Origin of the sequence: Sphingobium jiangsuense (assembly GCF_014196495.1) — a bacterium.
GTDB lineage: Bacteria > Pseudomonadota > Alphaproteobacteria > Sphingomonadales > Sphingomonadaceae > Sphingobium > Sphingobium jiangsuense.
In genome coordinates, this window is the sequence record NZ_JACIDT010000002.1 from 222,528 (window position 1) to 247,708 (window position 25,181).

28 protein-coding genes are annotated in these 25,181 nt (G+C 65.6%); 16 read left to right on the top strand and 12 right to left on the bottom strand.

Annotated features, from left to right (window positions below; all coding sequences use genetic code 11):
- Window positions 1-35 precede the first annotated feature (35 nt).
- From fliD to queE, 8 genes are all read left to right on the top strand, one after another.
- Window positions 36-1,472, top strand: coding sequence for a flagellar filament capping protein FliD (fliD, locus tag GGR43_RS03450; protein ID WP_188070552.1), 1,437 nt, complete (start codon window positions 36-38; stop codon window positions 1,470-1,472).
- 67 nt (window positions 1,473-1,539) lie between these two features.
- Window positions 1,540-1,932 (top strand): flagellar export chaperone FliS, encoded by a 393-nt coding sequence (locus tag GGR43_RS03455; protein WP_188070553.1) that lies wholly within the window; start codon window positions 1,540-1,542, stop codon window positions 1,930-1,932.
- A 175-nt stretch (window positions 1,933-2,107) separates the two neighbouring features.
- Window positions 2,108-3,298: an aspartate aminotransferase family protein gene (locus GGR43_RS03460; RefSeq protein ID WP_188070554.1), complete on the top strand. Its 1,191-nt coding sequence runs from the start codon at window positions 2,108-2,110 to the stop codon at window positions 3,296-3,298.
- Between the two features lie 11 nt (window positions 3,299-3,309).
- The gene (gene argF, locus GGR43_RS03465; RefSeq protein WP_188070555.1) at window positions 3,310-4,236 is read left to right on the top strand and encodes an ornithine carbamoyltransferase; all 927 of its coding nucleotides are present in this window, start codon (window positions 3,310-3,312) and stop codon (window positions 4,234-4,236) included.
- 168 nt (window positions 4,237-4,404) lie between these two features.
- Window positions 4,405-5,343, top strand: coding sequence for an Hsp33 family molecular chaperone HslO (hslO, locus tag GGR43_RS03470; RefSeq protein ID WP_284277412.1), 939 nt, complete (start codon window positions 4,405-4,407; stop codon window positions 5,341-5,343).
- 133 nt (window positions 5,344-5,476) lie between these two features.
- Window positions 5,477-5,902 (top strand): DUF3617 domain-containing protein, encoded by a 426-nt coding sequence (locus GGR43_RS03475; protein ID WP_246343310.1) that lies wholly within the window; start codon window positions 5,477-5,479, stop codon window positions 5,900-5,902.
- Between the two features lie 59 nt (window positions 5,903-5,961).
- Complete coding sequence (queC, locus tag GGR43_RS03480; protein ID WP_188070556.1) at window positions 5,962-6,708, top strand: 7-cyano-7-deazaguanine synthase QueC; 747 nt, start codon at window positions 5,962-5,964, stop codon at window positions 6,706-6,708.
- Window positions 6,705-7,352: a 7-carboxy-7-deazaguanine synthase gene (gene queE, locus GGR43_RS03485; RefSeq protein WP_188070557.1), complete on the top strand. Its 648-nt coding sequence runs from the start codon at window positions 6,705-6,707 to the stop codon at window positions 7,350-7,352. The genes queC and queE overlap by 4 nt, the downstream gene beginning before the upstream one ends.
- A 271-nt stretch (window positions 7,353-7,623) precedes the next feature.
- Here the strand turns inward: queE and GGR43_RS03490 are convergent, their stop codons facing one another.
- The 3 genes from GGR43_RS03490 to lipB are packed head-to-tail and all read right to left on the bottom strand — an operon-like array spanning window position 7,624 to window position 9,360.
- Window positions 7,624-8,310 carry a hypothetical protein gene (locus GGR43_RS03490; protein WP_188070558.1) on the bottom strand — a complete coding sequence of 229 codons (687 nt, stop codon included), beginning with the start codon at window positions 8,308-8,310 and terminating at the stop codon, window positions 7,624-7,626.
- Window positions 8,307-8,621, bottom strand: coding sequence for a hypothetical protein (locus GGR43_RS03495; RefSeq protein WP_188070559.1), 315 nt, complete (start codon window positions 8,619-8,621; stop codon window positions 8,307-8,309). Before GGR43_RS03495 ends, GGR43_RS03490 begins: the two co-directional genes overlap by 4 nt.
- 55 nt (window positions 8,622-8,676) lie before the next feature.
- Window positions 8,677-9,360 carry a lipoyl(octanoyl) transferase LipB gene (gene lipB / locus GGR43_RS03500; RefSeq protein WP_188070560.1) on the bottom strand — a complete coding sequence of 228 codons (684 nt, stop codon included), beginning with the start codon at window positions 9,358-9,360 and terminating at the stop codon, window positions 8,677-8,679.
- 115 nt (window positions 9,361-9,475) lie between these two features.
- Here lipB and GGR43_RS03505 point away from each other — a divergent pair, with 115 nt between their 5' ends.
- Window positions 9,476-10,234 (top strand): hypothetical protein, encoded by a 759-nt coding sequence (locus GGR43_RS03505; protein WP_188070561.1) that lies wholly within the window; start codon window positions 9,476-9,478, stop codon window positions 10,232-10,234.
- Window positions 10,235-10,240: 6 nt separating this feature from the next.
- Here the strand turns inward: GGR43_RS03505 and GGR43_RS03510 are convergent, their stop codons facing one another.
- From GGR43_RS03510 to GGR43_RS03520, 3 genes are read right to left on the bottom strand one after another with little or no spacing between them, the layout of a single operon-like run.
- Window positions 10,241-10,831, bottom strand: a complete 591-nt coding sequence (locus GGR43_RS03510) for a GNAT family N-acetyltransferase (RefSeq protein WP_188070562.1) — start codon at window positions 10,829-10,831, stop codon at window positions 10,241-10,243.
- A 3-nt stretch (window positions 10,832-10,834) separates the two neighbouring features.
- Complete coding sequence (hemF, locus tag GGR43_RS03515) at window positions 10,835-11,695, bottom strand: oxygen-dependent coproporphyrinogen oxidase (RefSeq protein ID WP_188070563.1); 861 nt, start codon at window positions 11,693-11,695, stop codon at window positions 10,835-10,837.
- The gene (locus GGR43_RS03520; protein WP_188070564.1) at window positions 11,692-12,150 is read right to left on the bottom strand and encodes a tRNA (cytidine(34)-2'-O)-methyltransferase; all 459 of its coding nucleotides are present in this window, start codon (window positions 12,148-12,150) and stop codon (window positions 11,692-11,694) included. Before GGR43_RS03520 ends, hemF begins: the two co-directional genes overlap by 4 nt.
- Before the next feature lie 232 nt (window positions 12,151-12,382).
- Between GGR43_RS03520 and petA the strand changes: the two genes are divergently transcribed.
- From petA to GGR43_RS03555, 7 genes are all read left to right on the top strand, one after another.
- On the top strand, window positions 12,383-12,952 hold the full coding sequence (petA, locus tag GGR43_RS03525; RefSeq protein ID WP_188070565.1) for a ubiquinol-cytochrome c reductase iron-sulfur subunit: 570 nt from the start codon (window positions 12,383-12,385) through the stop codon (window positions 12,950-12,952).
- Window positions 12,953-12,963: 11 nt separating this feature from the next.
- Entirely contained in the window at window positions 12,964-14,268 is a 1,305-nt protein-coding gene (locus tag GGR43_RS03530; RefSeq protein ID WP_188070566.1) for a cytochrome b, read from the top strand.
- Window positions 14,269-14,282: 14 nt separating this feature from the next.
- Window positions 14,283-15,128, top strand: a complete 846-nt coding sequence (locus tag GGR43_RS03535; protein ID WP_188070567.1) for a cytochrome c1 — start codon at window positions 14,283-14,285, stop codon at window positions 15,126-15,128.
- Between the two features lie 241 nt (window positions 15,129-15,369).
- Complete coding sequence (locus GGR43_RS03540; RefSeq protein WP_188070568.1) at window positions 15,370-15,630, top strand: hypothetical protein; 261 nt, start codon at window positions 15,370-15,372, stop codon at window positions 15,628-15,630.
- Between the two features lie 209 nt (window positions 15,631-15,839).
- The gene (locus GGR43_RS03545) at window positions 15,840-16,565 is read left to right on the top strand and encodes an inositol monophosphatase family protein (RefSeq protein ID WP_188070569.1); all 726 of its coding nucleotides are present in this window, start codon (window positions 15,840-15,842) and stop codon (window positions 16,563-16,565) included.
- Complete coding sequence (locus tag GGR43_RS03550; protein ID WP_223177265.1) at window positions 16,486-18,042, top strand: N-acetylneuraminate synthase family protein; 1,557 nt, start codon at window positions 16,486-16,488, stop codon at window positions 18,040-18,042. The genes GGR43_RS03545 and GGR43_RS03550 overlap by 80 nt, the downstream gene beginning before the upstream one ends.
- Window positions 18,039-18,803: an acylneuraminate cytidylyltransferase family protein gene (locus tag GGR43_RS03555; protein ID WP_188070571.1), complete on the top strand. Its 765-nt coding sequence runs from the start codon at window positions 18,039-18,041 to the stop codon at window positions 18,801-18,803. Before GGR43_RS03550 ends, GGR43_RS03555 begins: the two co-directional genes overlap by 4 nt.
- A 204-nt stretch (window positions 18,804-19,007) precedes the next feature.
- Here GGR43_RS03555 and GGR43_RS03560 read toward each other — a convergent pair whose 3' ends face one another.
- From GGR43_RS03560 to GGR43_RS03585, 6 genes are all read right to left on the bottom strand, one after another.
- Entirely contained in the window at window positions 19,008-20,189 is a 1,182-nt protein-coding gene (locus tag GGR43_RS03560) for a hypothetical protein (protein WP_188070572.1), read from the bottom strand.
- 127 nt (window positions 20,190-20,316) lie between these two features.
- Window positions 20,317-21,084 (bottom strand): CatB-related O-acetyltransferase, encoded by a 768-nt coding sequence (locus GGR43_RS23935; RefSeq protein ID WP_281392408.1) that lies wholly within the window; start codon window positions 21,082-21,084, stop codon window positions 20,317-20,319.
- Window positions 21,085-21,158: 74 nt separating this feature from the next.
- Entirely contained in the window at window positions 21,159-22,307 is a 1,149-nt protein-coding gene (locus GGR43_RS03570) for an alpha/beta hydrolase family protein (RefSeq protein ID WP_246343311.1), read from the bottom strand.
- 7 nt (window positions 22,308-22,314) lie between these two features.
- Window positions 22,315-23,367, bottom strand: coding sequence for an aromatic ring-hydroxylating oxygenase subunit alpha (locus GGR43_RS03575; RefSeq protein ID WP_188070573.1), 1,053 nt, complete (start codon window positions 23,365-23,367; stop codon window positions 22,315-22,317).
- Window positions 23,364-24,401, bottom strand: a complete 1,038-nt coding sequence (locus GGR43_RS03580) for an SMP-30/gluconolactonase/LRE family protein (protein WP_188070574.1) — start codon at window positions 24,399-24,401, stop codon at window positions 23,364-23,366. The genes GGR43_RS03575 and GGR43_RS03580 overlap by 4 nt, the downstream gene beginning before the upstream one ends.
- Before the next feature lie 3 nt (window positions 24,402-24,404).
- Entirely contained in the window at window positions 24,405-25,181 is a 777-nt protein-coding gene (locus tag GGR43_RS03585) for a cyclase family protein (protein ID WP_188070575.1), read from the bottom strand.

Sequence of the window (25,181 nt, forward strand, 5' to 3'; positions counted from 1 at the left end):
TTAACGGTCGTCCTCTGCATTGAAAGGGAACGACCATGACGTCGAGCATCGGCAGCAACATCATATCCTCTCTGGGCACCGGCTCCGGCATCGATACGAGCTCGCTGGTGACCTCGCTCGTCGCCGCGGTCCGCGATCCCAAGCAGACGCTCATCACCAACAAGCAGACGCTCAACACCTCGCGCATTTCGGGCATCGCCACGGCGGCCAGTTCGCTCAGCACCTTTTCGACCGCGCTCACCAGCCTGCTCAAGGACACCTCCTATTCCGGCCAGCCGGCCTCCAGCGACCCGACCGTCGCGTCGGTGACGGCGCTGACCGGCGGCGTGCCGTCGGGCCTGCCCGCGCAGATCGAGGTGAAGCAGCTCGCGCAGGCGCAGGTGATGAAATCCGCGACGCTGGAGAACGCGAACTCGCCGGTAGGCCTGGGCACGCTGACGCTGAACACAAAATCGGGCACCAGCACGATCCACATCACCTCCGCCAACAACAGCCTGAGCGGCCTCGCCAAGGCGATCAACTCGGCGAATGCGGGCGTCACCGCGACGGTGATGACCGATTCGACCGGATCGCGTCTCGTGCTGAAGGGCACCAGTGGCGAGGCGAACGAATTTTCGCTGACGAAGGAGCCGTCCGACACGACGAGCACCAGCCTTCAGGCGTTCACCTTCGGCAGCACCGAGACGAGCCTCGATACCAGCTCCTACAGCACCATGACCCAGACGCAGGCGGCGCAGAATGCGAAGATCGTCCTCGACGGCGTGGAAATGGACTATGCCGACAACGTAGTGACGGACGCCATTCCCTATGTGCGCATCGACCTCAACAAGGCCGCGCCCGGCACCACCGTCATGCTGGCGACCGACGCGCCGGCGGCCAGCATCACCGATCTGGTCGCGGAATTCGTCGATGCGTTCAACGAGCTGCGGACGTCGCTCAACACCGTGACGGCGGCCGGCACCGACACCACCGACGCGGGCGCGCTCACCAATGATTCGGCGATTCGCGAGATGAAGAACCGCCTCGCCAAGCTCACCACGATGCAGCTGTCGGACACCGGCACCTTCCGCACGCTCAGCAGCATCGGCATCTCGACCAACAAGGACGGCACGCTGTCGCTGGACAAGGAAAAGCTGGCCGCCGCCTATGAGAAGGACCCGGAGGCGATCAAGCGGATGATCGACCCCGACGTCAGCACCGAAGGCAATCCGGGCCTCGCCAAGGCCGTCGCCGACATCAACGCGGTGCTGACCGACAAGGATTACGGCGCGCTGACGCTCGCCAGCGACCGCTACACCAAGCTTGCCAAGAGCTATGCCAAGGATCTGGAGAATCTGGACGACCGCATGACCGATTATCAGGCACAGCTCAGCAAGATGTACACCGCGATGGAATCCAAGCTGACCGCGCTCAAGGCAACGCAGAGCTATCTGAAGCAGCAGATTGATTCCTGGAACGCCAAGGACAGCTGATCACGCCGGGTGAAATCGCGGCCGCATGAACTCATATCCACAGCCAGAAAACAGGAAATCGACACCCATGTATTATTCGCCGGGATTTGCGGGGAACGCCTCCAAACGCTACGCAGCGGTGCACGCCGGAAGCCGGATCGCGAGCGCATCGCCGCACGGCCTCGTCAAGGTGCTGTTCGACGAGGTGCTGCTGGCGATGGATGCCTGCGCGATCTCGCTCGACCATCGCGATGCGGTGAAGGCGCGCGACAAGCATGTGCGGGCGCTGTCGATCCTCCAGGCGCTGGAAACCAGCCTCGATTTCGACAATGGCGGCGACATCGCCATCAGCCTTGCCCAGGTTTATCGCGAGGCGCGCCGGTTGCTGGTCCTCTCCCACGACAGCGGCCTGTCCGATGACACGCGCAAGGCGCATGCGCTGATCTCCGAAATCGCCGAAGCCTGGAACCGGATCGGCTGAAGGCCCGCCGCGCCGGGGACGGAGCATGGTTGACGCAAAGGGGCGTTGCGCGATATAGGCGCGCATCGCGAAGGGCGGCCCGGCGGGGGTCGCCTTTTTGCGTTTGGCGCGATAATCCCGCGCCGGAAAGACACCATCGTCGGCCGGACGTCCGGCCCAGCAGAAAGGGAAGCTCATGTCGATCACGCCGCTCATGCCCGTTTATCCCCGGTGCAATGTGCGTCCCGTGCGAGGCGAGGGCTGCTATCTGATCGGCGAGCGCGGCGAGCGCTATCTCGATTTCGCCAGCGGCATCGCGGTCAACGCGCTGGGCCATGGCGACCCCCGGCTGGTCAGGACGATCGCGGAGCAGGCCGCGACGCTGATGCACGTGTCGAACCTCTATGGCAGCCCGCAGGGCGAGAAATTCGCGCAGATGATCGTCGATTCGACCTTCGCCGACACGGTGTTCTTCACCAATTCGGGGGCCGAGGCGGTCGAGTGCGCGATCAAGACCGCCCGCCGCTATCATTATGCCAATGGCGAGCCGCACCGGCACAAGATCATCTCCTTCTCCAACGCCTTCCACGGCCGGACGCTGGGGACGATCTCCGCCACCGACCAGCCGAAGATGCGTGACGGATTCGAGCCGCTGCTGCCCGGTTTCCAGGTGGTGCCGTTCAACGATCTGGAGGCCGCGACCGCCGCCGTCGACGCCAACACCGCCGGCTTCCTGCTGGAAACGGTGCAGGGCGAGGGCGGCCTTGCCCCCGCGACGCCGGAATTCCTCACCGGCCTGCGCAAGCTGTGCGACGAGCAGGGGCTGATGCTGGTCCTCGACGAGGTGCAGTGCGGCATGGGCCGGACGGGCACCCTCTTTGCGCATGAGCAATATGGCGTCGAGCCGGACATCATGGCGGTGGCCAAGGGCATCGGCGCGGGCTTCCCGCTCGGCGCCTGCCTCGCGACGGAGAAGGCGGCCAAGGGCATGGTGGCGGGCACCCACGGCTCCACCTATGGCGGCAATCCGCTCGCCATGGCGGTGGGCACGACCGTCTGGGGCATCATCGACACGCCCGAATTCCTCGCCAATGTGCGGGCGATGGGCGAGCGGCTGCGCGCCGGGCTGGAACAGCTCATCCCCAATCATGACGCGCTGTTCGACAGCGTGCGCGGCCGCGGGCTGATGCTCGGCCTGAAGCTCAAGAGCGACAGCCGCGCGTTCGTCGCGCATCTGCGCGACAATCATGGGCTGCTGACGGTGTCGGCGGGCGACAATGTCGTGCGGATCCTGCCGCCGCTGGTGATCGACGAAAGCCACATCGCCGAATGCCTCGCGAAGCTGTCGGCGGGCGCGCGGGATTACGCCCCGCCCGCCGCCGAGTGAAGGGGACCGACATGACCCGGCATTTCCTCAACCTTTCGGACGCGGGCGGCGACGCCATCGCCGCGATGCTCAATGACGCGATCGACCGCAAGGCGGCGCGCGCGGGCAAGCCCAGGGGCGCGGCGGACGCCGACGCACCGCTGGCGGGCCATGTGCTGGCGATGATCTTCGAGAAGAACTCGACCCGCACCCGCGTGTCCTTCGACATGGCGATGCGTCAGCTGGGCGGCACCAGCCTGATCCTCGACGGCGGCACCTCGCAGCTCGGCCGGGGCGAGACGGTGGCGGATACCGCCCGCGTCCTCTCCCGCATGTGCGATGCGATCATGATCCGCACCGACGACCATGCCAAGGTCGAGGAAATGGCCCGCCATGCGACCGTGCCGGTCATCAACGGCCTCACCGACCTGTCCCATCCCTGCCAGATCATGGCGGACCTGCTGACGGTGATCGAGCATGGCACCGCGCTGCCCGGCAGCCAATGGGCATGGCTGGGCGACGGCAACAACGTGCTCCACTCGATCGTCGAGGCGGCGGGGCTGATGAAGTTCGACGTGCGCATGGGCTGCCCCGTGGGCTATGATCCCGACCCGTCCTTCGCGGACGCCGCGCGCGCGCTCGGCTCCGTGGTCACGCTGACCCGCGACCCGGCGCAGGCGGCGCGCGACGCCGATATCGTCGTCACCGACACCTGGATTTCCATGGGGCAGGCGCATGCCGAGGAAAAGCTGGCGGCGATGATGCCGTTTCAGGTGACGCCGGAACTGATGGCGCTGGCGAAGCCCGCCGCGAAATTCCTCCACTGCCTGCCCGCCCATCGCGGCGAGGAAGTGGTGGATGCGGTGATCGACGGGCCGCAGTCACTGATCTGGGACGAGGCGGAAAACCGCATCCACGCGCAGAAATCGGTGCTGCTCTGGGCGCTCGGCAAGCTCTGATCGGCTGGTCATGGTTGCTTTTCCGCCGCTGCGTTCCCATCTCGCAGGGCGACGCAGAGGGTGTCCGGCGCGCATGAAGGCGGGCCGGATATTCGGAAATTTCAAAAGCGCATCGTCCTTCGCCGGGGCAGGCCCCCGGCGCGCGATGCCTTGACCGAGGACGGCAGAGTGACAGGGCAGCAGATCGACCGGCGGCTGGACGGCATATTGGGCTTCACCATCCCGTCGCGCCATGCGCGCGGGCGCGTTGCCCGGCTGGGGCCGGCGCTGGACGAGATTCTTTCCGCCCACACCTATCCGCCGGTCATCGCCCGGCTGCTGGCCGAGGCGCTGGTGCTGGCCGCGCTGCTGGGCAGCACGCTGAAGGAGGATGCGGGCCAGCTGACGCTTCAGGCGCAGACAGAGGCCGGGGCGGTCAGCCTGCTGGTGGCGGATTACAAGAGCAATGCGGCCGGCGGCGCGCTGCGCGGCTATGTGCAGTTCGACGCGGACAAGCTGGCCGAGCAGGGGAGCGACCCGACGCTGTTCGGCCTGTTCGGCAAGGGCTATCTGGCGATCACCTTCGATCAGGCGGCGGTCGCAGGGGCCGAGGCGCACCGCTATCAGGGCATCGTGCCGCTGGAGGGGGCATCGCTGGGCAAGGCGGTCGAGCATTATTTCTTCCAGTCCGAGCAGATCCCCAGCTTCGTGCGCATCGACGTGCGCGAGCGGCCGGGCGGCGGCATGATCGCGGGTGGCCTGCTGGCGCAGCATCTGCCCGAAGGCGAGGTCGGGCGCGAACGCCTGCATGTGCGGCACGACCACCCGGAATGGGAGCATGTCGAGGCGCTCGCCCACACGATCCGCGCCGAGGAACTGACCGACGACCGGCTCGGCCTCGACGAGATCATCTGGCGCCTGTTCCATGAGGAAGAGGAAATCCGCGTCAGCGACGGGCAGGAGTTGACGCGCGGCTGCCGCTGCGACGAGACGCATATTCGCGACGTGCTGGCCCGCTTTCCCGCGGGCGAGCGGAAGGACATGGCGGACGACAAGGGCAATATCAACGTCGATTGCGCTTTCTGCTCGCGCATTTTCCCGATCGCGGTGGCCAGCCTGGCCAATTGACCGGCGGCTGCCTTTCTTCGGGTGCGGGGCGATCCTCTTTTTGCCTTAATTGCCCGCTAGGCAAGACCATGGGGACGATCAAGTCCGCCCTTTTCCTGCAACAGGCGAAGCGGCGGGGGGCAGGATGGGAAGTATGAAGGCAAGGCTCTGGCGCCCGCTGGCGCTCGGCGCGGCGTGTTTTGCGGGGCTGACGGCGATGGGGCCGGGGAATGGTCCGGCTGCGCCCGCCGACATGAAGATTTTCGCCGGTCTGGAAAAAGGACAATGGGAATTGCGTCCGCGCGGCATGGATCGCGGCGCCGCGATCCGCAAGCTGTGCCTGGGCGATCCGGCGCAGCTGTTCCAGATGCGGGGCGGCGATGCCGGGTGCGAGCGCTTCGTCGTCACCGACACGCCGGAGCGCGCCTCCATCACCTATCAATGCCGGGGCAATGGCGCGGGGCGCACCGACCTGCGGATGGAAACCCCGCGTCTGGTGCAGATTTCCGCGCAGGGCGTCGTCGACGGCGCGCCCTTTTCCGAAACGCTGGAGGCGCGGCGCACCGGCCCGTGCCGCTGAACCGCGCGGCCTGTCACAAGTGCCTTGCGCCGGGGGAGTGATGGGTCTAGCGCACGATCATGACCGGACATCGTGATACCAATCAGGCACCTGATACCAATCAGGCACCTGATACCGATCAGGCACCTGGGGCCGTCGTGCTGCTGTCGGGCGGGCTGGACAGCTTCGTCGCGGCCGCCCTTGCCCGCGAGCAGGGCATGCGCCTTTATGCGCTGACCATCGATTATAACCAGCGGCATCGCGTCGAGCTGGATTCGGCGCGGCGGATCGCCGAATATCTGGGCGTGGAGCGGCATGTAGTGCTGCCGCTCGATCTCACCGCTTTCGGTGGATCGGCGCTGACCGCCAGCGATATCGACGTGCCCAAGGACGGCGTGGGCGCGGCCGGGGATGGCGGCATCCCGATCACCTATGTGCCCGCGCGCAACACCATCTTCCTGTCGTTGACGCTCGGTTTCGCGGAGGTGGTCGGCGCGCGCGACGTGTTCATCGGCGTCAATGCGCTCGATTATTCGGGTTATCCCGATTGCCGCGCGGACTTCATCGCCGCCTTCCAGACGATGGCGAATCTGGCGACCAGGGCGGGCGTGGAAGGGCAGGGCGTGCGCATCAACACGCCGCTCCAGTTCCTGTCCAAGGCCGATATCGCGCGCGAGGCGGACCGGCTGGGGCTGGACGCCGGGCTTTCCTGGTCGTGCTATGATCCGACGCCGGACGGCAAGCATTGCGGCCTGTGCGACAGTTGCCGCCTGCGCGCCAAGGGCTATGCGGAGGCGGGCCTTCCCGATCCGACCGTCTACGCATGAGCTACGCGGTCAAGGAAATGTTCCTGACCTTGCAGGGCGAGGGCGTCCGTTCCGGGCGGCGCGCGGTGTTCCTGCGCTTTGCCGGATGCAATTTGTGGACCGGGCGGGAGCAGGACCGCGCCCGCGCCGTCTGCCGCTTCTGCGACACCGATTTCGTCGGCACGGACGGGGAGAATGGCGCGCGCTACGGCTCGGCGGGCGACCTTGCGGCAATGGCGGAGCATCTCTGGGGGCCGGGGCGGGAGGAACGCTATATCGTGCTGACCGGCGGGGAGCCGATGTTGCAGGTCGACGATGCGCTGGTCGAGGCGCTGCACGGCGCGGGGTTCGAGATCGCGATCGAGAGCAACGGCACGCTGCCGGTCCATCCCGGCATCGACTGGGTGTGCATCAGCCCCAAGGCGGGCAGCGAGGTGGTGCAGCGCTCCGGCGACGAGCTGAAGCTGGTCTGGCCGCAGCCGGCCGAGCCGCTGCCCGGCCATGGCTTCGAGGATATCGGGCAATGGGATTTCGACCATTTCCTGCTACAACCGCTGGACGACCCCGACGCGGACCGCCATCGCGAGGCCTGCATCGCGCAGGTGATGGACCATCCCCGCTGGCGCCTGACGCTCCAGACGCACAAGATGCTGGGGTTGAAATAGCGGAGGCTTGTTTGGCTGCGCGCGAACTAAGAGGACCGTTCGGGCTGAGCTTGTCGAAGCCCTGTTCTTCTTCTTTCCCCAAGAGAAAAGCAGCCGTTGGGCTTCGCCCGCCCTCCGGGTCGACAAGCTCAGGGGGTGAGAACTGTTTTTCTTCGTCATGCCAGCGTAGGCTGGCATCTCAGGCGGCGACGTGCGACATGGCCTGCGACCCCAGCCTTCGCTGGGGTGATGTGTAAGAAGGGCGGCTGCCAACCACCCATCCCGCCCGAAATCACCCGCCGGAAGAAGCGCGCTGTTCCCACGCCTTGGCGCAGTTCGCCTGGAAATTGTCCTTCTTCCAGCATTTCTTGCCGAAATCGGGCAGGGTCGCGGTGAAGCCGTAGGCCGGGTTGGTGAAATATTGCTCCCCGGTCGGGACCAGCGACTTGCGGATTTCGCCCATGCGGTTCTGGGCGACGACATGCAGCGATCCGCGCGGCGCGAAGATCGCTTCGCGGCCGACCTTGCTCATCTCGTTGCAGAAATCGCGCTGGGCGTGGACGGTGGAATAGAGCGAATAGGTCTTGGTGTTGTAGACGTCGAACGCGCGGTCGCCTGTCCTGCCCTTGCCGACGGTGCGATGGAAATAGCCGGTCACGGTGGCGAGGCTCTTCGCCAGCTCGTCGTCATGATGGGCGATCGACGCATTATAGTTGCTGACCGTCAGCAGGCTGGGCGCGAAGTCGCATTGCAGCGCCGCGACGTTGAGCGCCGCGCGCAGATGCCAGACCAGCGCCGCGCGCAGTTCGTCCGGGGTCGCGCCGGGCAGGTTCATCGCCAGCTGCGGTTCCGCGCCGGTGACCGGCGGGCTGGAGAGGTCAGGCTCGGCGAAATAGAATTGCGCCCGCGCCGGAGCGGAGGAAAGCGCCATGGCCGCCACGGCGGCGGCCATCAGGGGAAGGGAGAGGAATTTCTTCATTGGTCAGCCACCACTTCGGTATCGTCATCGGGGGTAGAGGGCGCGCTCGCATTCTGCGCCGCGCCGGTCGCGGGGCGGGCGGCGGAGGAGGTGTTGCCGCCGGTTTCGACAAGCGCGGTGCCTTCGCTCTGCACGCCGTCGAGATCGGTCATCGCGTCGTTGATCGTGCCATCGACCGTTTCAAGATCCTTTATCTGCACCTGCGCGCCATTGCCTGCATCCTGCCCGCCGCCGCACGCCCCGGTCAACAGGCCCAGCGCCAGCGCGGCCGTGGTCGGCAGGATACGGACATTGTAAAGTACAGACGGCATTAACCTCTCCTGAAGCGGGACGGAGCGGCGACACTAACGTTGCGCGCGCGCTTGCTCAAGCAGAACAAATATCCGCGTCGGGGCAGCGGCGCAGGCGTGCGACGAAGGCCGGGAAATGGCGGTGAAGCGCCGCGTCGAATTCCGCCATGTCGACGGCTTTGCCCAGCGCCGCGAGGCTGGTGACCGGAAATTCGCTGATGCCGCAGGGCACGATGCCGGAAAAATGGGTGAGGTCCGGCGCGACGTTGACGGAAAAGCCGTGCAGCGTCACCCAGCGCCGCACGCGCACGCCGATCGCGCCGATCTTCGCCTCGCGCCCGTCGAGATCGTCGGTCCAGATGCCGATCCGCCCTTCCGCCCGGCGGGCGGCGACGCCGAAATCGGCGAGCGTGTCGATCACCCAGCCTTCGACATTATGGACGAAGTTGCGCACATCCTTGCCGCGCTTGCCCAGATCGATGTTGAGATAGCCGATGCGCTGCCCCGGCCCATGATAGGTATAGCGCCCGCCGCGCCCGGCATCGTAGACCGGGAAGCGCGGATCGAGCAGTTCCGCGCTGTCGGCGCTGGTGCCGGCGGTGTAGAGCGGCGGATGCTCCAGCAGCCAGACCCGCTCCCCCGCCGTGCCAGCCGCAATCTCCGCCGCGCGCCGTTCCATTTCGGCCAGCGCGTGCGGGTAGGGGACGGGCGCCGCATCGACGCGCCATTCGATCATGCTGATGTCGGGTTGGGATGCCATGGCTTCTCTTGACTTGGCTTGTCGCTGCGATCAAGGCCGATGTCTCATCTGCCGTCGTCGGCAGGGGCAAGGCATGGCAGGCGCAACGCAATGATCGCGGGAGTGAAACGGGACGATGAAATCGCTGTCGATCGGTAAGGCATCGCAGGATGCTGGCCTGTTCCTGAAGCGGGAGGCCGGGCTGGTGGTTCCGATAGCATTGCTGTTCACCGGCATTCCGGTGGCGCTGCTGTTGCAGGCGATTCCGCCCTCGCTGCGCCGGGTGGGGGCGGGGGAGGCGGCTACGACTCAGGCAGAGCTGCCCTCCATCGCGCTGCTGCTGCTGTTCCTGTGCCCGATATTGGTGCTGGGCGGGTCGCTCGCCACCTATGCGCTGGCGCTGCGGCCGGGCATCAGCGTAGGCGAGGCGCTGCGCCACGGTTTCCGGCGGATGCCGGTCGCGCTGGGCGCGGCGCTGCTGATGGGGCTGGCGCTGGCGGTGCCGCTGCTGGTGTTCGGCGCGCTTTCCCCGGCGGCGGCCAGCGGCGTGCTGCTGATCTGCGCGCTGTTTCTGTCGGCGCGGCTGCTGCCCCTGAACGCGGTGGTAGCGGACAGGCCGGTCGGCGCGGTCGCCGCGCTGCGCGAAAGCTGGATGCTCTCGCGCGGGCATATGGCGCGGCTGCTGGCGTTCGTGGTGCTGATCTCCATCCCGATCATGATCGCGCAGCTGGTCGGCCAGACGCTGCTGGGCCTCGTCGGCTTCGCGCTGGGCGGCAAGGACATGGCGCAGCAGGCGGGCGATGTCGGCGCGGCGCTCGCGCTGTCGCTGGGGCAGATGGTGATGATCGTGATGACCGCGTTCATCTATCGCCAACTGAACGCCGCGCGGTCCTGACGCTTTTCAGCGCGGCGCCAGCATCGGCACATGCGGCGCGGCGGTCGGCGGCAGCAGCCCGTGCAGCCGCGGATCGTCGAACGTCTCGATGCTGCGCGCGACCGGCCTGAAGCCCGACCGTATATAGAAGGGCAGCGCCGCCTGATGATCGAGCGTGCAGGTCCGCACGGTCATGCGCTCCACCCCCTTGCGCCAGCCCAGCATCAGCGCCTGTCCCATCAGCCAGCGCCCCAGCCCCTGGCCGGTCAGCTGCGGGACGAGGCCGAGAAAGGCGAGGTGGCACTGGCCGGGCGCGCGGAAATCCAGTTCCAGCAGGCCGATCTCTATCCCGGCGGGGTCGCAGGCGGCGAATATCTCCGCCTGCGGATCGCGCAGGATCGCGGCCAGCGCCTCCTCCGCCATCGCCAGCCGAGAAAACCACAGCCAGGGCTCGCCCACGCGGCGGAACAGCAGGCGGTATTTCTCAGGCTCCGGCGCCTTCCAGCGGACGAGGCGCAGCGGCGAGATCGAAACCGGCGAGGGCCTCGGCCGCTCGGTCATTTCGAGGGAGGTGACGACCGTGGCGACCTGCCCCGCCTCGACCGGGATCAGCGCCAAGGCTCAGCTCCAGCTGGCCAGCGGCGGCAGGCTCATCAGGATCGCTTCGATATTGCCGCCGGTCTTGAGGCCGAAGATCGTGCCCCGGTCGTGGACCAGGTTGAATTCGGCATAGCGCCCGCGCCATTCGAGCTGATGCGCCTTGTCCGCCTCGGTCCAGTCCAGCCCCATGCGGCGGCGGACGATCGGCGGGAAGGCGGCGAGGAACGCCTCTCCCACCGCGCGGGTGAAGGCGAAGTTCGCGTCGAACTCCGCATCGTCGGCGCATTCGATATGGTCGTAGAAGATGCCGCCGACGCCGCGATGCACCTTGCGATGGGGGATGTAGAAATAGTCCTCCGCCCATTTGCTGAACCGCTCATAATAATCGGCGCCATGGGCGTCGCACGCCTTTTTCAGCACCTCATGGAAGAAGGCGGTGTCGTCCTCATAGGGAATGGGCGGGTTGAGATCCGCCCCGCCGCCGAACCAGCGCTTCGTCGTGACGAGGAAGCGCGTGTTCATGTGCACCGCCGGGACATGCGGATTGGCCATATGGGCGACGAGGCTGATGCCGGTCGCGAAAAATTCCGGGTCCTCGCCCGCGCCATGGATGGTGCGTGCGAATTCGGGCGAGAATCGGCCACCCACGGTCGAGACGTTGACGCCGACCTTTTCGAACACCTTGCCCTTCATCACGCCGCGCACGCCGCCGCCGCCTTCGCCCGGCGCGATGCCCTCGCTCTCGCGGTCCCACGGGGTGTAGGCGAAGCGCGCGCCGCTGCCCGCCTCGCGCTCGATCGCCTCGAATTCGGCGCAGATGCGGTCGCGCAGCGCCTCGAACCAGGTGCGGGCCTGTTGTTGCTGATGGTCGAGCGGTTTCATCGCGGATATTGTCCTGTCTGGCGAAGGGCCTCGCTCAGCGCGATGCCCGCAGCGACGGCAATATTCAAGGACCTAAATCCCGCCGCCATCGGAATCCGCACGCGCCGGTGCGCCCGGTCGTGCACGTCGGCGGGCACGCCCGCGCCCTCCGAGCCGAGCAGCAACGTGTCGCCGGCCTCGAAATCCATGTCGGGCAGCGCGGTGTCGCCGTGCGAGGTCAAAAGGACGATGCGGCTGCCCGCCTGTGCGCGCGCGGCGAAAAAGGCGTCGGCATTGGGGTGCCGCGTCAGGCTGGCACCGCCCTCATAATCCATCGCCGCGCGCTTCAGTTGCTTGTCGGAAAAGGGGAATCCGCACGGCATGACGATGTCGAGCGGGACGGAGAAACAGGCGGCGAGGCGGATGATCGTGCCGACATTGCCGGCGATGTCGGGCTGGTATAGGGCCAGGTGCATGGGGCATCGGATACCGGCCGCGAGCAGCTTTGTCACCTCAGGCTCAAAATTGCGGTTGGCAAATCGAGGGTCGCGACGGTATCAGGCATTTGCGCATGTTCGGGGGAGCGCGCCAGAAATGGCGTGAAATTCCTTGAATGTTCGGAAAATCTGGGCGATGCAGCGAAAAAATGGGCCGGTGACGGGCGGGCTGTTGCCTGTGAATCGGTAGATGGAGACAGGGGTTGAATGCATGGCGACACTAGAAAATAGTGCAGGCGAAGCGTTATCGACTGAAAATGAAGGGGTCCGCAGGCGTGATTTCATCAATATCGCCGCGGTGAGTTTTGCAGGCGTCGGCGGTGTCGTCGCCCTGTTGCCGCTCATCAACCAGATGAATCCCAGCGCCGACGTTCTGGCGATGGCCTCCACCGAGGTGGACCTGTCCGGCATCCAGCCGGGGCAGGCGATCAAGACAACCTTCCGCAGCCAGCCCCTGTTCGTGCGGCATCTGACTCCGGAAGAGATCGCCAAGGCCGAGGCGGTCGACGTGTCTTCGCTGCGCGATCCCCAGACGCTGGAGGATCGCACGGTCGATGGCCGCAAGGAATGGCTGATTACCATGGGCGTCTGCACGCATCTTGGTTGCGTGCCCCTCGGCGCCGGAGAAGGCGAGAACAGAGGTGAGTTCGGGGGCTATTTCTGCCCCTGCCACGGTTCGCACTATGATACGGCGGCCCGCATCCGCAAAGGACCGGCGCCGCTCAATCTGGAAGTGCCGCCGTATACATACACCTCCGAGACCGCTGTTCTCGTAGGCTGAGGAGAGAGCCGATGAGTTTCCCCTGGGCAAAAGAATATACCCCCAAGGTTCCGCTGATGAAGTGGATCGATGACCGCCTGCCGTTGCCGCGCTTCGTCTACGGCGCGATCGGCGGTGGCTATCCGGTCCCGCGCAACCTCAATTTCTTCTGGAATTTCGGCGTGCTTTCGGGCCTTGCGCTGGTCATCCAGATCGTCACCGGCATCATCATGGCGATGCATTACGGCGCCAATGATCTTGTCGCCTTCGCCACGGTCGAACATACGATGCGCGACGTGAATTCGGGCTGGCTGATGCGCTATGCGCATGCCAACGGCGCCAGCTTCTTCTTCATCGTCGTCTATCTGCACATCTTCCGCGGCCTCTATTACGGAAGCTACAAGGCGCCGCGCGAGATGGTGTGGCTGCTCGGCCTCGTCATCTTCCTGCTGATGATGGCGACCGCGTTCATGGGCTATGTGCTGCCCTGGGGGCAGATGAGCTATTGGGGCGCCAAGGTCATCACCGGCCTGTTCGGCGCGATCCCGGTGGTGGGCGAGCCGATCCAGACCTGGCTGCTGGGCGGCTTCGCGCCGGGCAATGCGGCGCTCAACCGCTTCTTCTCGCTGCACTATCTGCTGCCCTTCGTGATCGCGGGCGTGGTGATCCTCCACATCTGGGCGCTGCATATTCCCGGATCGTCGAACCCCACCGGGGTCGAGGTGAAGGGTCCGCAGGATACGGTGCCGTTCCATCCCTATTATACGGCGAAGGACGGCTTTGGCGCGGGCATCTTCTTCATCGCCTTCGCGTTCATGGTCTATTTCGCGCCGAACTTCCTCGGCCATCCGGACAATTATATCGAGGCGAACCCGCTTTCGACGCCCGCGCATATCGTGCCGGAATGGTATTTCTGGCCGTTCTACGCGATCCTGCGTGCGTTCACGGTGGACTTCTTCTTCATTCCGGCCAAGCTGCTGGGCGTGCTGGCGATGTTCGCCTCCATCCTGCTGCTGTTCTTCCTGCCCTGGCTCGACACCTCGCCGGTGCGGTCGGGCAACTACCGGCCGCTGTTCAGGAAGTTCTTCCTGATCCTGCTGGTGGACGTGCTGGTGCTCGGCTATTGCGGCGGCGCCCCGGCGGAAGAGCCCTATGTGATGATCTCGCAGATCGCGTCCGCTTATTATTTCGCGCACTTCCTCATCATCCTGCCGCTCATCGCGGCATTTGAAAAGCCGCTGCCTCTGCCCGGTTCCATCACCGAAGCGGTGCTGGCCGGGCATGGCGGGGCCGATCACGAAGCCGTGGGCGAGCCCGCCCCGGTTCCGGCGGAATAAGGGGAGGCAGGATAATGGTGCGTTTCTTTGCATTTCTGGTCGGCCTGTTCTTTGCCGGTTGGCTGTTGGTTTCGTTCGTCGCGGGCGGCATCGCTTATGTAAGCGAGCCGCCGGCTCCCACGGCCGAGCATGAGTTCCATCTGGCGCCCAAGCATGTGTCGTTCAGCTTCGACGGCCCGTTCGGCCATTATGACAAGCAGCAGCTGCAACGCGGCTTTCAGGTGTACAAGGAGGTCTGCGCGGCCTGCCACAGCCTGAAGTTCGTGGCGTTCCGCGACCTGAAGGACCTCGGCTACAACGAGGCCGAGATCAAGGCGATCGCCAAGAGCTGGCCGATCAAGACCCCGGACGTCGACCCCGCCACCGGCGAGGCGACCACCCGCGATCCGGTTCCGTCCGATCATTTCCCCAAGCCCTTCGCCAACAATGTGGCGGCGGCTGCGGCGAACAACAATGCGATCCCGCCGGATCTCTCGCTGATGACCAAGGCCCGCCATCACGGCACCGCCTATGTCTATTCGCTGCTGACGGGCTTCCAGAACCAGCCGGCCGAGCTGCTGCGCCGCTTCCCGGACAGCAAGACGCCGTCGGGGCTGCACTACAACCCCTATTTCGCCAACCTCAACCTGGCGATGGCGCCGCCGCTGACGTCGGACGGGCAGGTCACCTATGGCGACGATCAGCCCAAGCCGACGATCGACCAGATGGCGCAGGACGTCTCGGCCTTCCTGACCTGGACCGCCGAACCGAAGATGGAGAACCGCAAGAGCGCAGGCGTCGCGGTGCTGTTCTTCCTGATCATCGCGACGGGGCTGGCCTTCATGTCCTACCGGCAGGTCTGGAGCGGCGTGAAGCACTGACAGAAGCGCCCGCCGCGCTCGCGGCGTTGCGGTAAGGAAAAGAAGGCATGCTCCTGAGCGGGGCATGCCTTTTTTCGTGGGCGATTCCGTTGGTTCGGGTGGGAGGCGGCGGCGGGCCCGCCTTGAGTCGGTGTAGGGTCTTTGGCTCTACCGTCCCCTCCGCCTCTATCGTCACCCCGGCGAAGGCCGGGGTTTTAGGCCATGTCGCGCGCGGCCTCCTGAGATGCCAGCCTGCGCTGGCATGACGAAGAATGAGCGTCTGATTTGGGTGAAAAGCGGACGTGCCACGTCCGTTCGCCTTGAGCTTGTCGACCCGAAGAGCGACCGAAGGCCAATGGCTGCCTTTCTCTTTGGACAAGAAGGACAGGGCTTCGACAAGCTCAGCCCGAACGGTTTCTTGTATCGTCCTTATGTGTCAACTCTTGGCCGCAACCATGCATTCGGCATGGTCGTTTCCATTCTGCGTCGTTTCCCGATGCGTTTCCTGATCCCGTTGAGGTAGGCTCTGTTCCCCTGACCGCCTGCGCGTCGGCCATCCTCCTCCACACGCGCCAAGCCAAAGGTCGCACGCCGTTTTCGTCCTCCGCTCCCGCTCCGTCAGTGCCGGAACGAAACACCTCCCGGTTTGCCGCTTGTTAACCATATCTCCACTGTTGCGGCCTATTTCAGGTGTCGGAAATTGCAACGGAATCCGGCTGGCCGACCTTCGATATGACCGATATTGCCCCTCTTCTGCGCGACGTGGTCCGCTTCATCGAGGAAGCGTTGCCCGCCCTGCGGGAGCGCCGCTACGATATCGTCTGGAAGCCGGACGGCAGCCCGGTGACCGCCGCCGACGTCTATCTGGAACAGGGTATAGCAGATCTGCTGCGCGCGCGGCTCGGCGATCTGGCCTTCATCGGCGAGGAAAGCTGGCAGGCTGGCGCGCCTATCGGCCGGCAATGGCGCGCGGTGCTGGACCCGATCGACGGCACCGAGAATTTCTGCTCCGGCCTCAAGGAATGGGGCACGTCGCTGTCCATCTGGCGCGGCGATGTTCACGCAGGCAGCCTGCTGATGATGCCCGAACTGGGCGAGGTCATGATGAGCGGCGCCATTCCCCGCATCCCCCGGTCCCGCATCGTCGGCTTTTCCTCTTCTTGGAACGAAGCGATCGGCCAAGGTCTGGCGCGCGAGCCGGAGGGCCGGATCATGGGCTGCGCGGTCTATAATCTCTTCAACGTCATTCGCGGCGCCTTCGCGCGCTTCGTCAATCCCAAGGGCGCCCGGTCCTGGGATCTGCTGGCAGGCGTCGCCCTCGCGCATGAGGCCGGTTGCGGCGTGCTTATCAACGACAGGGACTATGATGGACGATTTCTTGAGCCAGATCAGCGCTATCGAGTCGACATATGTCACCGATACGATCTTCATTCTGGGCAAAGGGCCGTCGGCGGATAAGGTTCCCTCCGCCGTCTATGACGGGTCGCTGGTCATCGGCGTCAACGATGCCGAGCGGATCCGCCCGACGGACATCAGCATCTTCCATGCCGACTGGGTGAAGCGCGAGCTGGAGGCATCCGGCCCGCGCGCCGAGCTCTATCTGACCTCCACCGATTTCCGCCCCGAAGGCGCGCGCGTGCTGCATATGCCGCATGCCGCGCTGGGGCAGGAATCGAACGACCTGATGATGCAGCGGCTGCTCTCCGGCCCCTTCGTCATCGAGGACGTGCTGCTCATCTCCGCGCTCAAGGTCGCGCTGGAGGTGGCGCGGCTGCGCGGCCGCCCGCAAAAAGTCTATCTGGTCGGCTTCGACTTCACGCCGGAGGCCGGCTATGCGCGGATCGAGGGCGGGCAATATAGCGCGGGCGACCTGCGCAGCCGCCGCCTCGTCATCGGCATGCAGGAAAATTTCCTGCTGAACGCGCTCTACATGCTGCGCGGCAGCGAGGTGGACGTGATCCATGTCGGCAACCGCAATTATTCGCAGCTGCCGCCCGAGGAGCTGGCCGCCGAATTCCTGCCCATGGGCCGGGGCGCGAACGAACCGGACTGGAAGGTGTCGGTCGTCGCCGAGCTGACGACCAATCATTTCGGCAACCGCACCCGGCTGGAGCGGATGGTGCGCGCGGCCCGTGCGGCAGGCGCGGATTTCGTCAAGGTGCAGAAGCGCGACGTCAACAGCTTCTATTCGCCGGAGCAGCTGGCCGCGCCCTATAAGTCGCCCTTCGGCACGACCTTCGCCGACTATCGCCAGCAACTGGAGCTGTCCGGCGAGGATTTCGCCTTTCTCGATACGCTGTGCAAGCGGATCGGCATCCGCTGGTTCGCCTCGATCCTGGATGAGCCGTCCTATCGCTTCATTCTCGATTATGAGCCGGAGCTGGTGAAGCTGCCCTCGACCATTTCGGAGCATACCGACTATCTCGCCCGCGTCGCCTCCTCTGCCCGCCATGCGGTGGTGCTGTCGACCGGCATGACCGACCGCGCGTTCGAGGCATGGGCGCTGGAAACCTTCGCGCGGGTGCCGCGCCTCTATCTGATGCAGGCGAACTCGGCCTATCCGACGCCTGCGCAGGATTGCAATGTCGGCGTGGTGCGCCATTATGCGGCGCTGGCCGAGGATCACCCCCACATCGTCCCCGCCTATTCCAGCCATGACGAGGGCTGGTTCGGTTCCGCGCTCGCCGTCGCCGCGGGCGCGCGGATGGTGGAGAAGCATGTGAAGTGCGGCAATACCGAATGGGCGCATTTCGACGCTGTGGCGCTCGACCTTACCACCTCGGATTTCCGCGACTATGTGGCCCGGATGCGCGAGGCGGAGATCGTGCTGGGATCGGGCGAGAAGATCGTCGCGCCCAGTGAGCATCACAAATATCGGCGCCCGGTCGAACCGCGCCATTTCGTGCCCCAGCAAAGAGCGAGCCTGAGCCGATGAGCAAGACCCCCCGCATCGCGGCGCTGATGATCGGCCGGGGCGGCAGCTCGCTGCGCGGCAAGAACATCCTGCCGGTGCATGGCGTGCCGCTGCTGCTGTGGTCGGCCGCCGCCGCGCATCGCAGCGCTCATATCGGCCGCTATTATGTGAGCAGCGACGATGACGGCATATTGGAAACGGCGGGGCAGGCGGGCTATCGCCCGATCCGCCGTCCGCCGGAACTGTGCACCGCGACGGCGCAGAGCTCCGACGCGGTGATCCACGCGCTCGACCGGATCGAGGCGGAGGGGCCGGTGGATATCGTCGTGCTGCAACATGCGAACGTCGGCACGATTACCGAGAAGATCATCGACGATTGCATTGCGGAGATGCTGGCGGACCCGTCGCTGAGCGCGGTGGTGCCCTCGCATGAGATGAGCGAATATCACCCCTGGCGGGCGCGGAGTATCGTGGACGGCGTGCTGCAACCCTTTGTGGAGACGGCGGGGCAGGTTTCGGCCAATCGGCAGGATCTGCCCATGGCGCTGTTCTACGACCATTCGATCTGGGTGCTGCGCGCGGCGACCATCCGCGACCCCGACGGGCAGGCGCCCTGGCCCTGCATGGGGCGGAAGATCAAGCCCTATCTGACCGAGGGCTGCTTCGACGTGCACGATCTGGACGATATCGCCCGGACGGAGAAATGGCTGACGCAGAACGGCGTGGAACGGCCGTCTTTCGGGGCGGCGGCGGGTGCGCTGGAAGAAGCGCTACGGCAGTAGCGCGGCGACGTTGGAACGGAAAGGAATGAGGCCGGTGCATCGATGTGCGCCGGCTTTTTCCATGGTCGATGCGGGGACAAGCCTCAATTTGTCATCCCGGCGCAGGCTCGGCTCAGGCCGCGTCGCACAACCTCTCCTGGGATGCCGGCCTGCGCTGGCATGACGGTGAGGGGGATATTGCAGTCTCCGCGCGTCCCGCAAGTTTCAGGCCGCGAGGCCCTGCACCGCCGCATGATAACCGAACCGCGCCAGTCCACGGTCCCAGCGGTCGGGATTGATCGGCGTAACCATCCGGTCGATCAGCTCTGAGGGCGTCAGCGCCGGGTCGTCGGGCGTGAATGCCTCATTGGCGAAGTGGAAGGCGAACCAGCGGCGCGTGGCCTTGGCATCGGGCGCCGACAGCGTGCCTTGCCCCAGACGCTCCAGAAAGCGGTCGAGGTCGGTTTCCGCGTTCATCCAGCCACCGGTCGCGAAGCGGCTGCGGCGCAGCATCGGCGTGCCGAAGAAGGCGGCGATGGAATAGCATTTGGAATCGCCCAATATCATCGCGTCGGCATGGGGCGAGAGCACCTCGGTCGGCGGATTGCCCATGATCTTCGCGTCGATCAATATCGCCTTGTCGCCCAGCCGGTCGACCACCTCTTCCAGCGCATAGCCGTCCACCGCATATTTGTTGAGGGGGTGGTCGGTGACGACGAGCCGATGGGTGTCGGGCAGGCGATCGACCAGCTCCTCCACCAGCCTGTCGTTGGGGAAGGCGCCGAGGCGGTGCATCAGGAAGAAATTTTCCGGGTGCTCATATTCCAGCGGCAGCAGCACGAAGGGCTTGTCGGCGGGAATGCCCGCGCGATCGAGCACGAAGTCGCGATCCTGCCGGAAATTCTCGAACCGGCGGAGGCGATCCTCCCACACCGGCGCGAAGGCGGTTTCGAGGTGGCGCCATGCCTCCTCCGGCAAGTCCGGCATCTCGCCATGATCGAAGGGCAGATGCTTGATCGCATAGGAAGGCGCACCCGGCCGCAGCGGGGAGGCGTCGCCTTCCATCACATAGCGCACCACGCCGGGGAAGTGCAGCGGCGTTTCGATGTCGGCGGCGCGGCAGAAGGTGTAGTCGGGCGCCAGCGAGTGGACGAAATCGACCAGTTCCCGCTGATTGTCGGGGATGGTGCGGGTGGAGGGGTGATCGTCCCGGTTCATGATGTACCAGTCGACGTCCGGCAGGTCGGCCATGCGCTGCATCTCGCGCTCGCCGACGCCGGTGAACGACCAGGGCGCGGGCGCGAGGACGGAGACATGCGCCTCCCGCGCCATGATGCGGATCAGCGGCTCCATCACATTGTCGAACCACCAGGGGGTAACGACGGGCAGATAGAACAGAACCTTCATGCTTCGCTTCCTTGCCGCCGCGCCGATGGTTAAGCGGAATGGTAAACCGGCGCGCCAAGTCCTTCTGCCTCAAGGAAACTAAAAGATTCTTAACCATGAAAGGGCGAGGAATTTTCCACACCGACGGTCAGCCGCCCAGCGCCTCCCGCACCATGCGGGCGATATCGATCCGGGGCGGGGCATAGGGCGCGACGCCCTCGTCGATCATGCGCTCTATGCCGTCGAGGAAGGCGGAGGGCTTGTCCATCGGCAGATGCGCGAACTGGTCGGGCGAGAAACGCCACCATTGCGTCTCCAGCGCGCGGCGGCGCTCTTCGGGCGAGAGGCGGTAGCGGATGATCCGCGCCGGCGTTCCCCCGACGATGGCGAAGGGCGGCACGTCCCGCGTGACGACCGCGCCTGCGCCGATCACCGCGCCGTCGCCGATGGTGACGCCCTGCTGGATGAGGACGTCCTGCCCGATCCACACGTCATTGCCGATGACCACCGGGCCTTTTTCCGCCTCGAAAGGGATGCGCGGCGCGCATGTGCCGAAATGGTCCCGCATCATCTGGATATAATAATGGCGGAAGGAAATCACATGGGTCGTGATGCGGTCGGTGGGGTGGGCGATGCCCAGCTTCTCGACATTCTTGGCGATCGAGCAATAGCGGCCGACCCGCGTGTCCTGGCTCATCGCCGACATGCTGTAGGAAAAGGCGGAGAGGGACATGAAATCGCCCTCCGGCATGGTCGCGAACGGCTCGACGAGGATCGGGCATTGGAGTGTGACCTCCTCGCCGTCGCGGAATACGCCTTCGATCGAATCATGATGCCTCAGATAGATGGGCGCGGCGCGAAAGCGGGCCTCGATCGCCTTGCTCCAGCGAAACCGGAACGGATATTCTATCTCCATCGATGCCCTCCCTGCCCGGCGACAATCGCTGCCAGCCGGGCAGGGAGGGCGCAAGCCCCGATTGCGGCCCCGGATCAGATTTCCGCGAAGCGATCCCGCACCCAGTCGGCGATGAAGCTTTTTGCCGGTTCCATCGAATCGGCGCTGCAATGCTCGACGCCGCCTTCCCGCTCGGTGAACAGCCTGAAATCGACGCGCGGGCTGTTCACCGCCTGATCCCGGCTCTGATAGGCATATTCACGCGGGATCTGCCGGTCGTTGGCGCCGTGGGTGATGAGGAAGGGCACGGTCATATTCTTCATATGACCGTTGAGCGTCACCTTGGGCATCAGCGCCATGAACGCCTCCATATCCGGCTGGCCCCACACCCACATCACATGGTCCCAATAATGGGGGACGGGGTTTTCGCCCTCATTCCTGAGGCGGCGGGCCTGCAACTCGCCCCAATTGTGATTGGCGCCCCACGCCACGCACAGCTTGAACCGCTTTTCGTAGATCGCCGCGCGCGGCGCATAATAGCCGCCGAGCGACCAGCCCATCACGCCGATCCTGTCCTTGTCAACATCGGCGCGGCGTTCCAGCGCGTCCACCGCCGCGCCCGCCCAGCGCTCGGTGTCGTAGAGGGCGGGCAGGCCGTTGAGGCGCAGCGCCTCGCCAACACCGGGCTGGTCGACGGCGAGGATGGAGATGCCCCTCCGGGCGAAGCTGTCGTCGAGGGAGAGCGCGATCATCTCCTTCACGCTGTCCAGCCCGTTGCAGAAAACCATCGTCGGGCGCGGGCCTTCGCCATGGCCGGGGATGAAGAGGCCGGGGAAGTTCGACCCTTCGAACGGGATGTCGATCCTTTCCCAGCCCAGCCCGCCGGTGTCGATGGCGCGCTGCATCGTGTCCAGCATCGTGCGGTACATCTGCTGGCGGGGGGCGTAGTCGCGCGCCTGCATGCGCTCCGCCGTCATATAATAGGCGGTGGCGCGGCGATATTTTTCGCTGGCGCTGAGCATATGCTCCGCCGCCTCGCATTCCTCGCCCAGCGCGACCAGCCGGTCGGCCAGACGGCCCCAGCTGTCGAAAAAGGCGGCCGTGCCCTTGTCGGCGCCCTCGCGCGCGATCTCGCGCACCTCGTCATTGGCCTGGTCGATCTCGCCCATGCAGCCGCCCATGGACAGGCAGATATTGACGCTGAGATTCCAGACATAATTTCCGGGAAAGGGTTCGTACATCATCTGTCCTTCAGGCAGGAGCGGAAAGGGAGGGGGAGGCGTCCGCCGTCCGTTCCTCCGCCAGCAGCCGCGCATGGATGCGGCGAGCGCGGGTGGAGCCGTTGTCGATGGAAAGCAGCGCGGGTTTGCGGTCGAACAGATCGGTCGCGCCGAGCGCGCGTTGCTGCGCCTCGATCATCGGCTTGTCCTCCGTTTCGAACGCCTGGCGCAGCCCCGCCGCCATCGCAGCGTTGAAGGCGGCGTCATCGGTGCGGTAGGTGCGGGAATTGCAGTAGAAATAATGCGTCGTCCCCTCGGTTTCCGGGGTCATGATATGGGCGTTCCAGGTGTCGACGCCGTCCTCGCGCGGCTTCCCTTCCGGCGTCGCACCGACGCGCAGCAGCATCACGCCATCGGGATGCCAGAGCACCTCGGTCCACATGTCGGTCGCCATGTCCGGGTCGGGCATCTCGCAGCGGAATATCGGGATGGCCGGTTCGCCGGTGGAAAGCCATTGCACGAACACCGTGTCGCCGCGCTCCTCCACATGGGCGCGGGTCTTGGTGATCGACCCGCCGCCCAGCGTATGCGGGTGGAGATAATCGGCGTGCGAGAGGTCGAGGATATTGTCCTCCAGCAGCTTGTGATTGGCCGCCGTGTGCATATAGCCCTTGCTGAACGCATGCTCGGCCGCCCGGTCGATGAAGCCCATGTCGGGAATGGCGGTCGGGTCGGCGCGCTCGGCTTCCCCGGTCCAGACCCAGATAATGCCGTGCCGCTCGACGCAGGGATAGGCGCGGATCGTCAGCGCGCCGGTGATCGCGCCATGCGGGTTGAGCGTGCAGCGGCCGGTCGCGCCGCTGAATTCCAGCCCATGATAGCCGCAGCGTATCGTCTCTCCCTCGATCTGCCCCATGTGCAGCGGCGCGAGGCGGTGGGGGCAGCTGTCGGCGACGGCATGCAGCGCGCGCCCGTGCCGCCAGAACAGGATCGCCTCGCCGATGATGCGACGGGACAGGGGCGTGCCCTCGCCCAGCTCGTCCGCCCATGCGGCGAAATACCAGCAATTGCGCAGGAAGGTCATGATCGGCGCTCCTTCCAGTGGACCATCGGCAGGCCAGGGACGGGACTGGCGAAGGCCGGGATGGTGGTGGCGCGCAGGCCGCCCAGATAGACGGTGGAAAGGTCCGGCCCGCCGAAGGTGATGCTGGCGAGCCATGGGCAGATGGCGCCGCCGCAGGCCATCATCGTGTCGAAGCCGACGATCCGGCCGGAAGCAAACTCCGCCTCCAGCCGCGCCGTCGCCTGCGGATCGCCATCATCGAGCAGCTCGATCAGGTCGCCTTCGGGCGTGATCGCGACCAGCCGGTCGGCGAAGATCATCGTCGCCCAGAGATTGCCATAGGCGTCGAAGGCGATGCCATCGATCATCCCGGCGCCCAAGGTGGACGGGCCGTAGACTTCCCGGTCGGTGAGCGACCCGTCGGGCAGCACGCGCAGCCGCGTCACCCGCCTGGCGGTGGTTTCGGCGACGTAGAGCCATTGCTCGTCGGCATCGAGCCGGATTTCGTTGGTGAAGTGGAAGCCGTCCGCGACGATGCGCGCGCCGCGCTCGTCGATCAGGCAGATATAGCCGTCGGCCAGCGTGGAGTTGCAGGCGTCCGACCAGGGGTTGACCATGGTGGAGATCGTCACCCACAGCCGGTCCCTGCTGTCGCGCAGCACGAAATTGACCTTGCCCATGGGCTTACCGTCGATGCTGTCGGCGAGCACGCGGGTCTGGCCCTGCCGTGTCATCACCTCCAGCCGGTCGGTGCCGAAATTGGCGATCAGGATATCGCCGTTGCGCGCGAAGGCGAGGCCGTTGGGCAGGGTGCCGGACAGCAGGCTGCCCGCCGCGTCGGCGGCGATGTCGAAATGCGGGTCGGCCTGCTGGGCGATCAGCGTCTGCGTGCCGTCGGCATCGATGCGCATCACGCCGCCGCGCGCGTCGGCGCTCCACAGCGTGCCGTCCGGTTCGGCCAAGATGCATTCGGGGCGTTGCAGGCCGGTGCCGACATGGCGGATCGCGGCCGGATCGACGCGCCAGTCGCGCAGCGGGTTGGGGGAAGCGGGCATATTTCAGTCCTCGATTATCGCGACGGCTCTGGTCCACCCTGCGGAGGCGGCGCGGATCTTCATCGGGAAGCAGGCGATGGTGAAGCCGGTGGCGGGCAGCGCCTCCAGATTGTGCAGCTTCTCGAGGTGGCAATAGCCGATGTCGCGCCCCGCCTTATGCCCTTCCCAGATCAGCCCCGCGTCGCCCGTCTCCAGATATTTCTGTTTCGTGTGGACGAAGGGCGCGTCCCAGCTCCAGCCGTCGGTGCCGGTCAGCCGCACACCGCGCTCCAGCAGATAGATGGTCGCCCCATAACCCATGCCGCAACCGGCGGTGACATAATCGTCCTGCCCGTAGCGCCGGCCCGCCGAGGTGTTGACGACGACGATCTCCAGCGGCGAGAGGCTGTGCCCGATCCGCTCCAGCTCCGCCTCCACATCCCGCGCGGTCACGACATAGCCGTCCGCGAAATGGCGGAAGTCGAGCTTGACACCGGGCTGGAAGCACCAGTCGAGCGGCACCTCGTCGATGGTGATCGCGCGTTCCCCTTTGTTCATGGTCGAGGCGAAATGATAAGGTGCGTCGAGATGGGTGCCATTGTGGGTGATCAGCTCCACCTTCTCGATCGCCCATGCCTCGCCATCGGGCAGGCCCTCCGGCTTCAGGCCGGGGAAGAAGCCCGCCAGATCGGGAACCGACATTTTGTGGTCGATATAGTCGATCTTCGGCCGGAACGGCGGCGGATCGGAGATCACGTCGTTTTCCAGATAGATGGAAAGGTCGATAATCCGTCTTGCCAT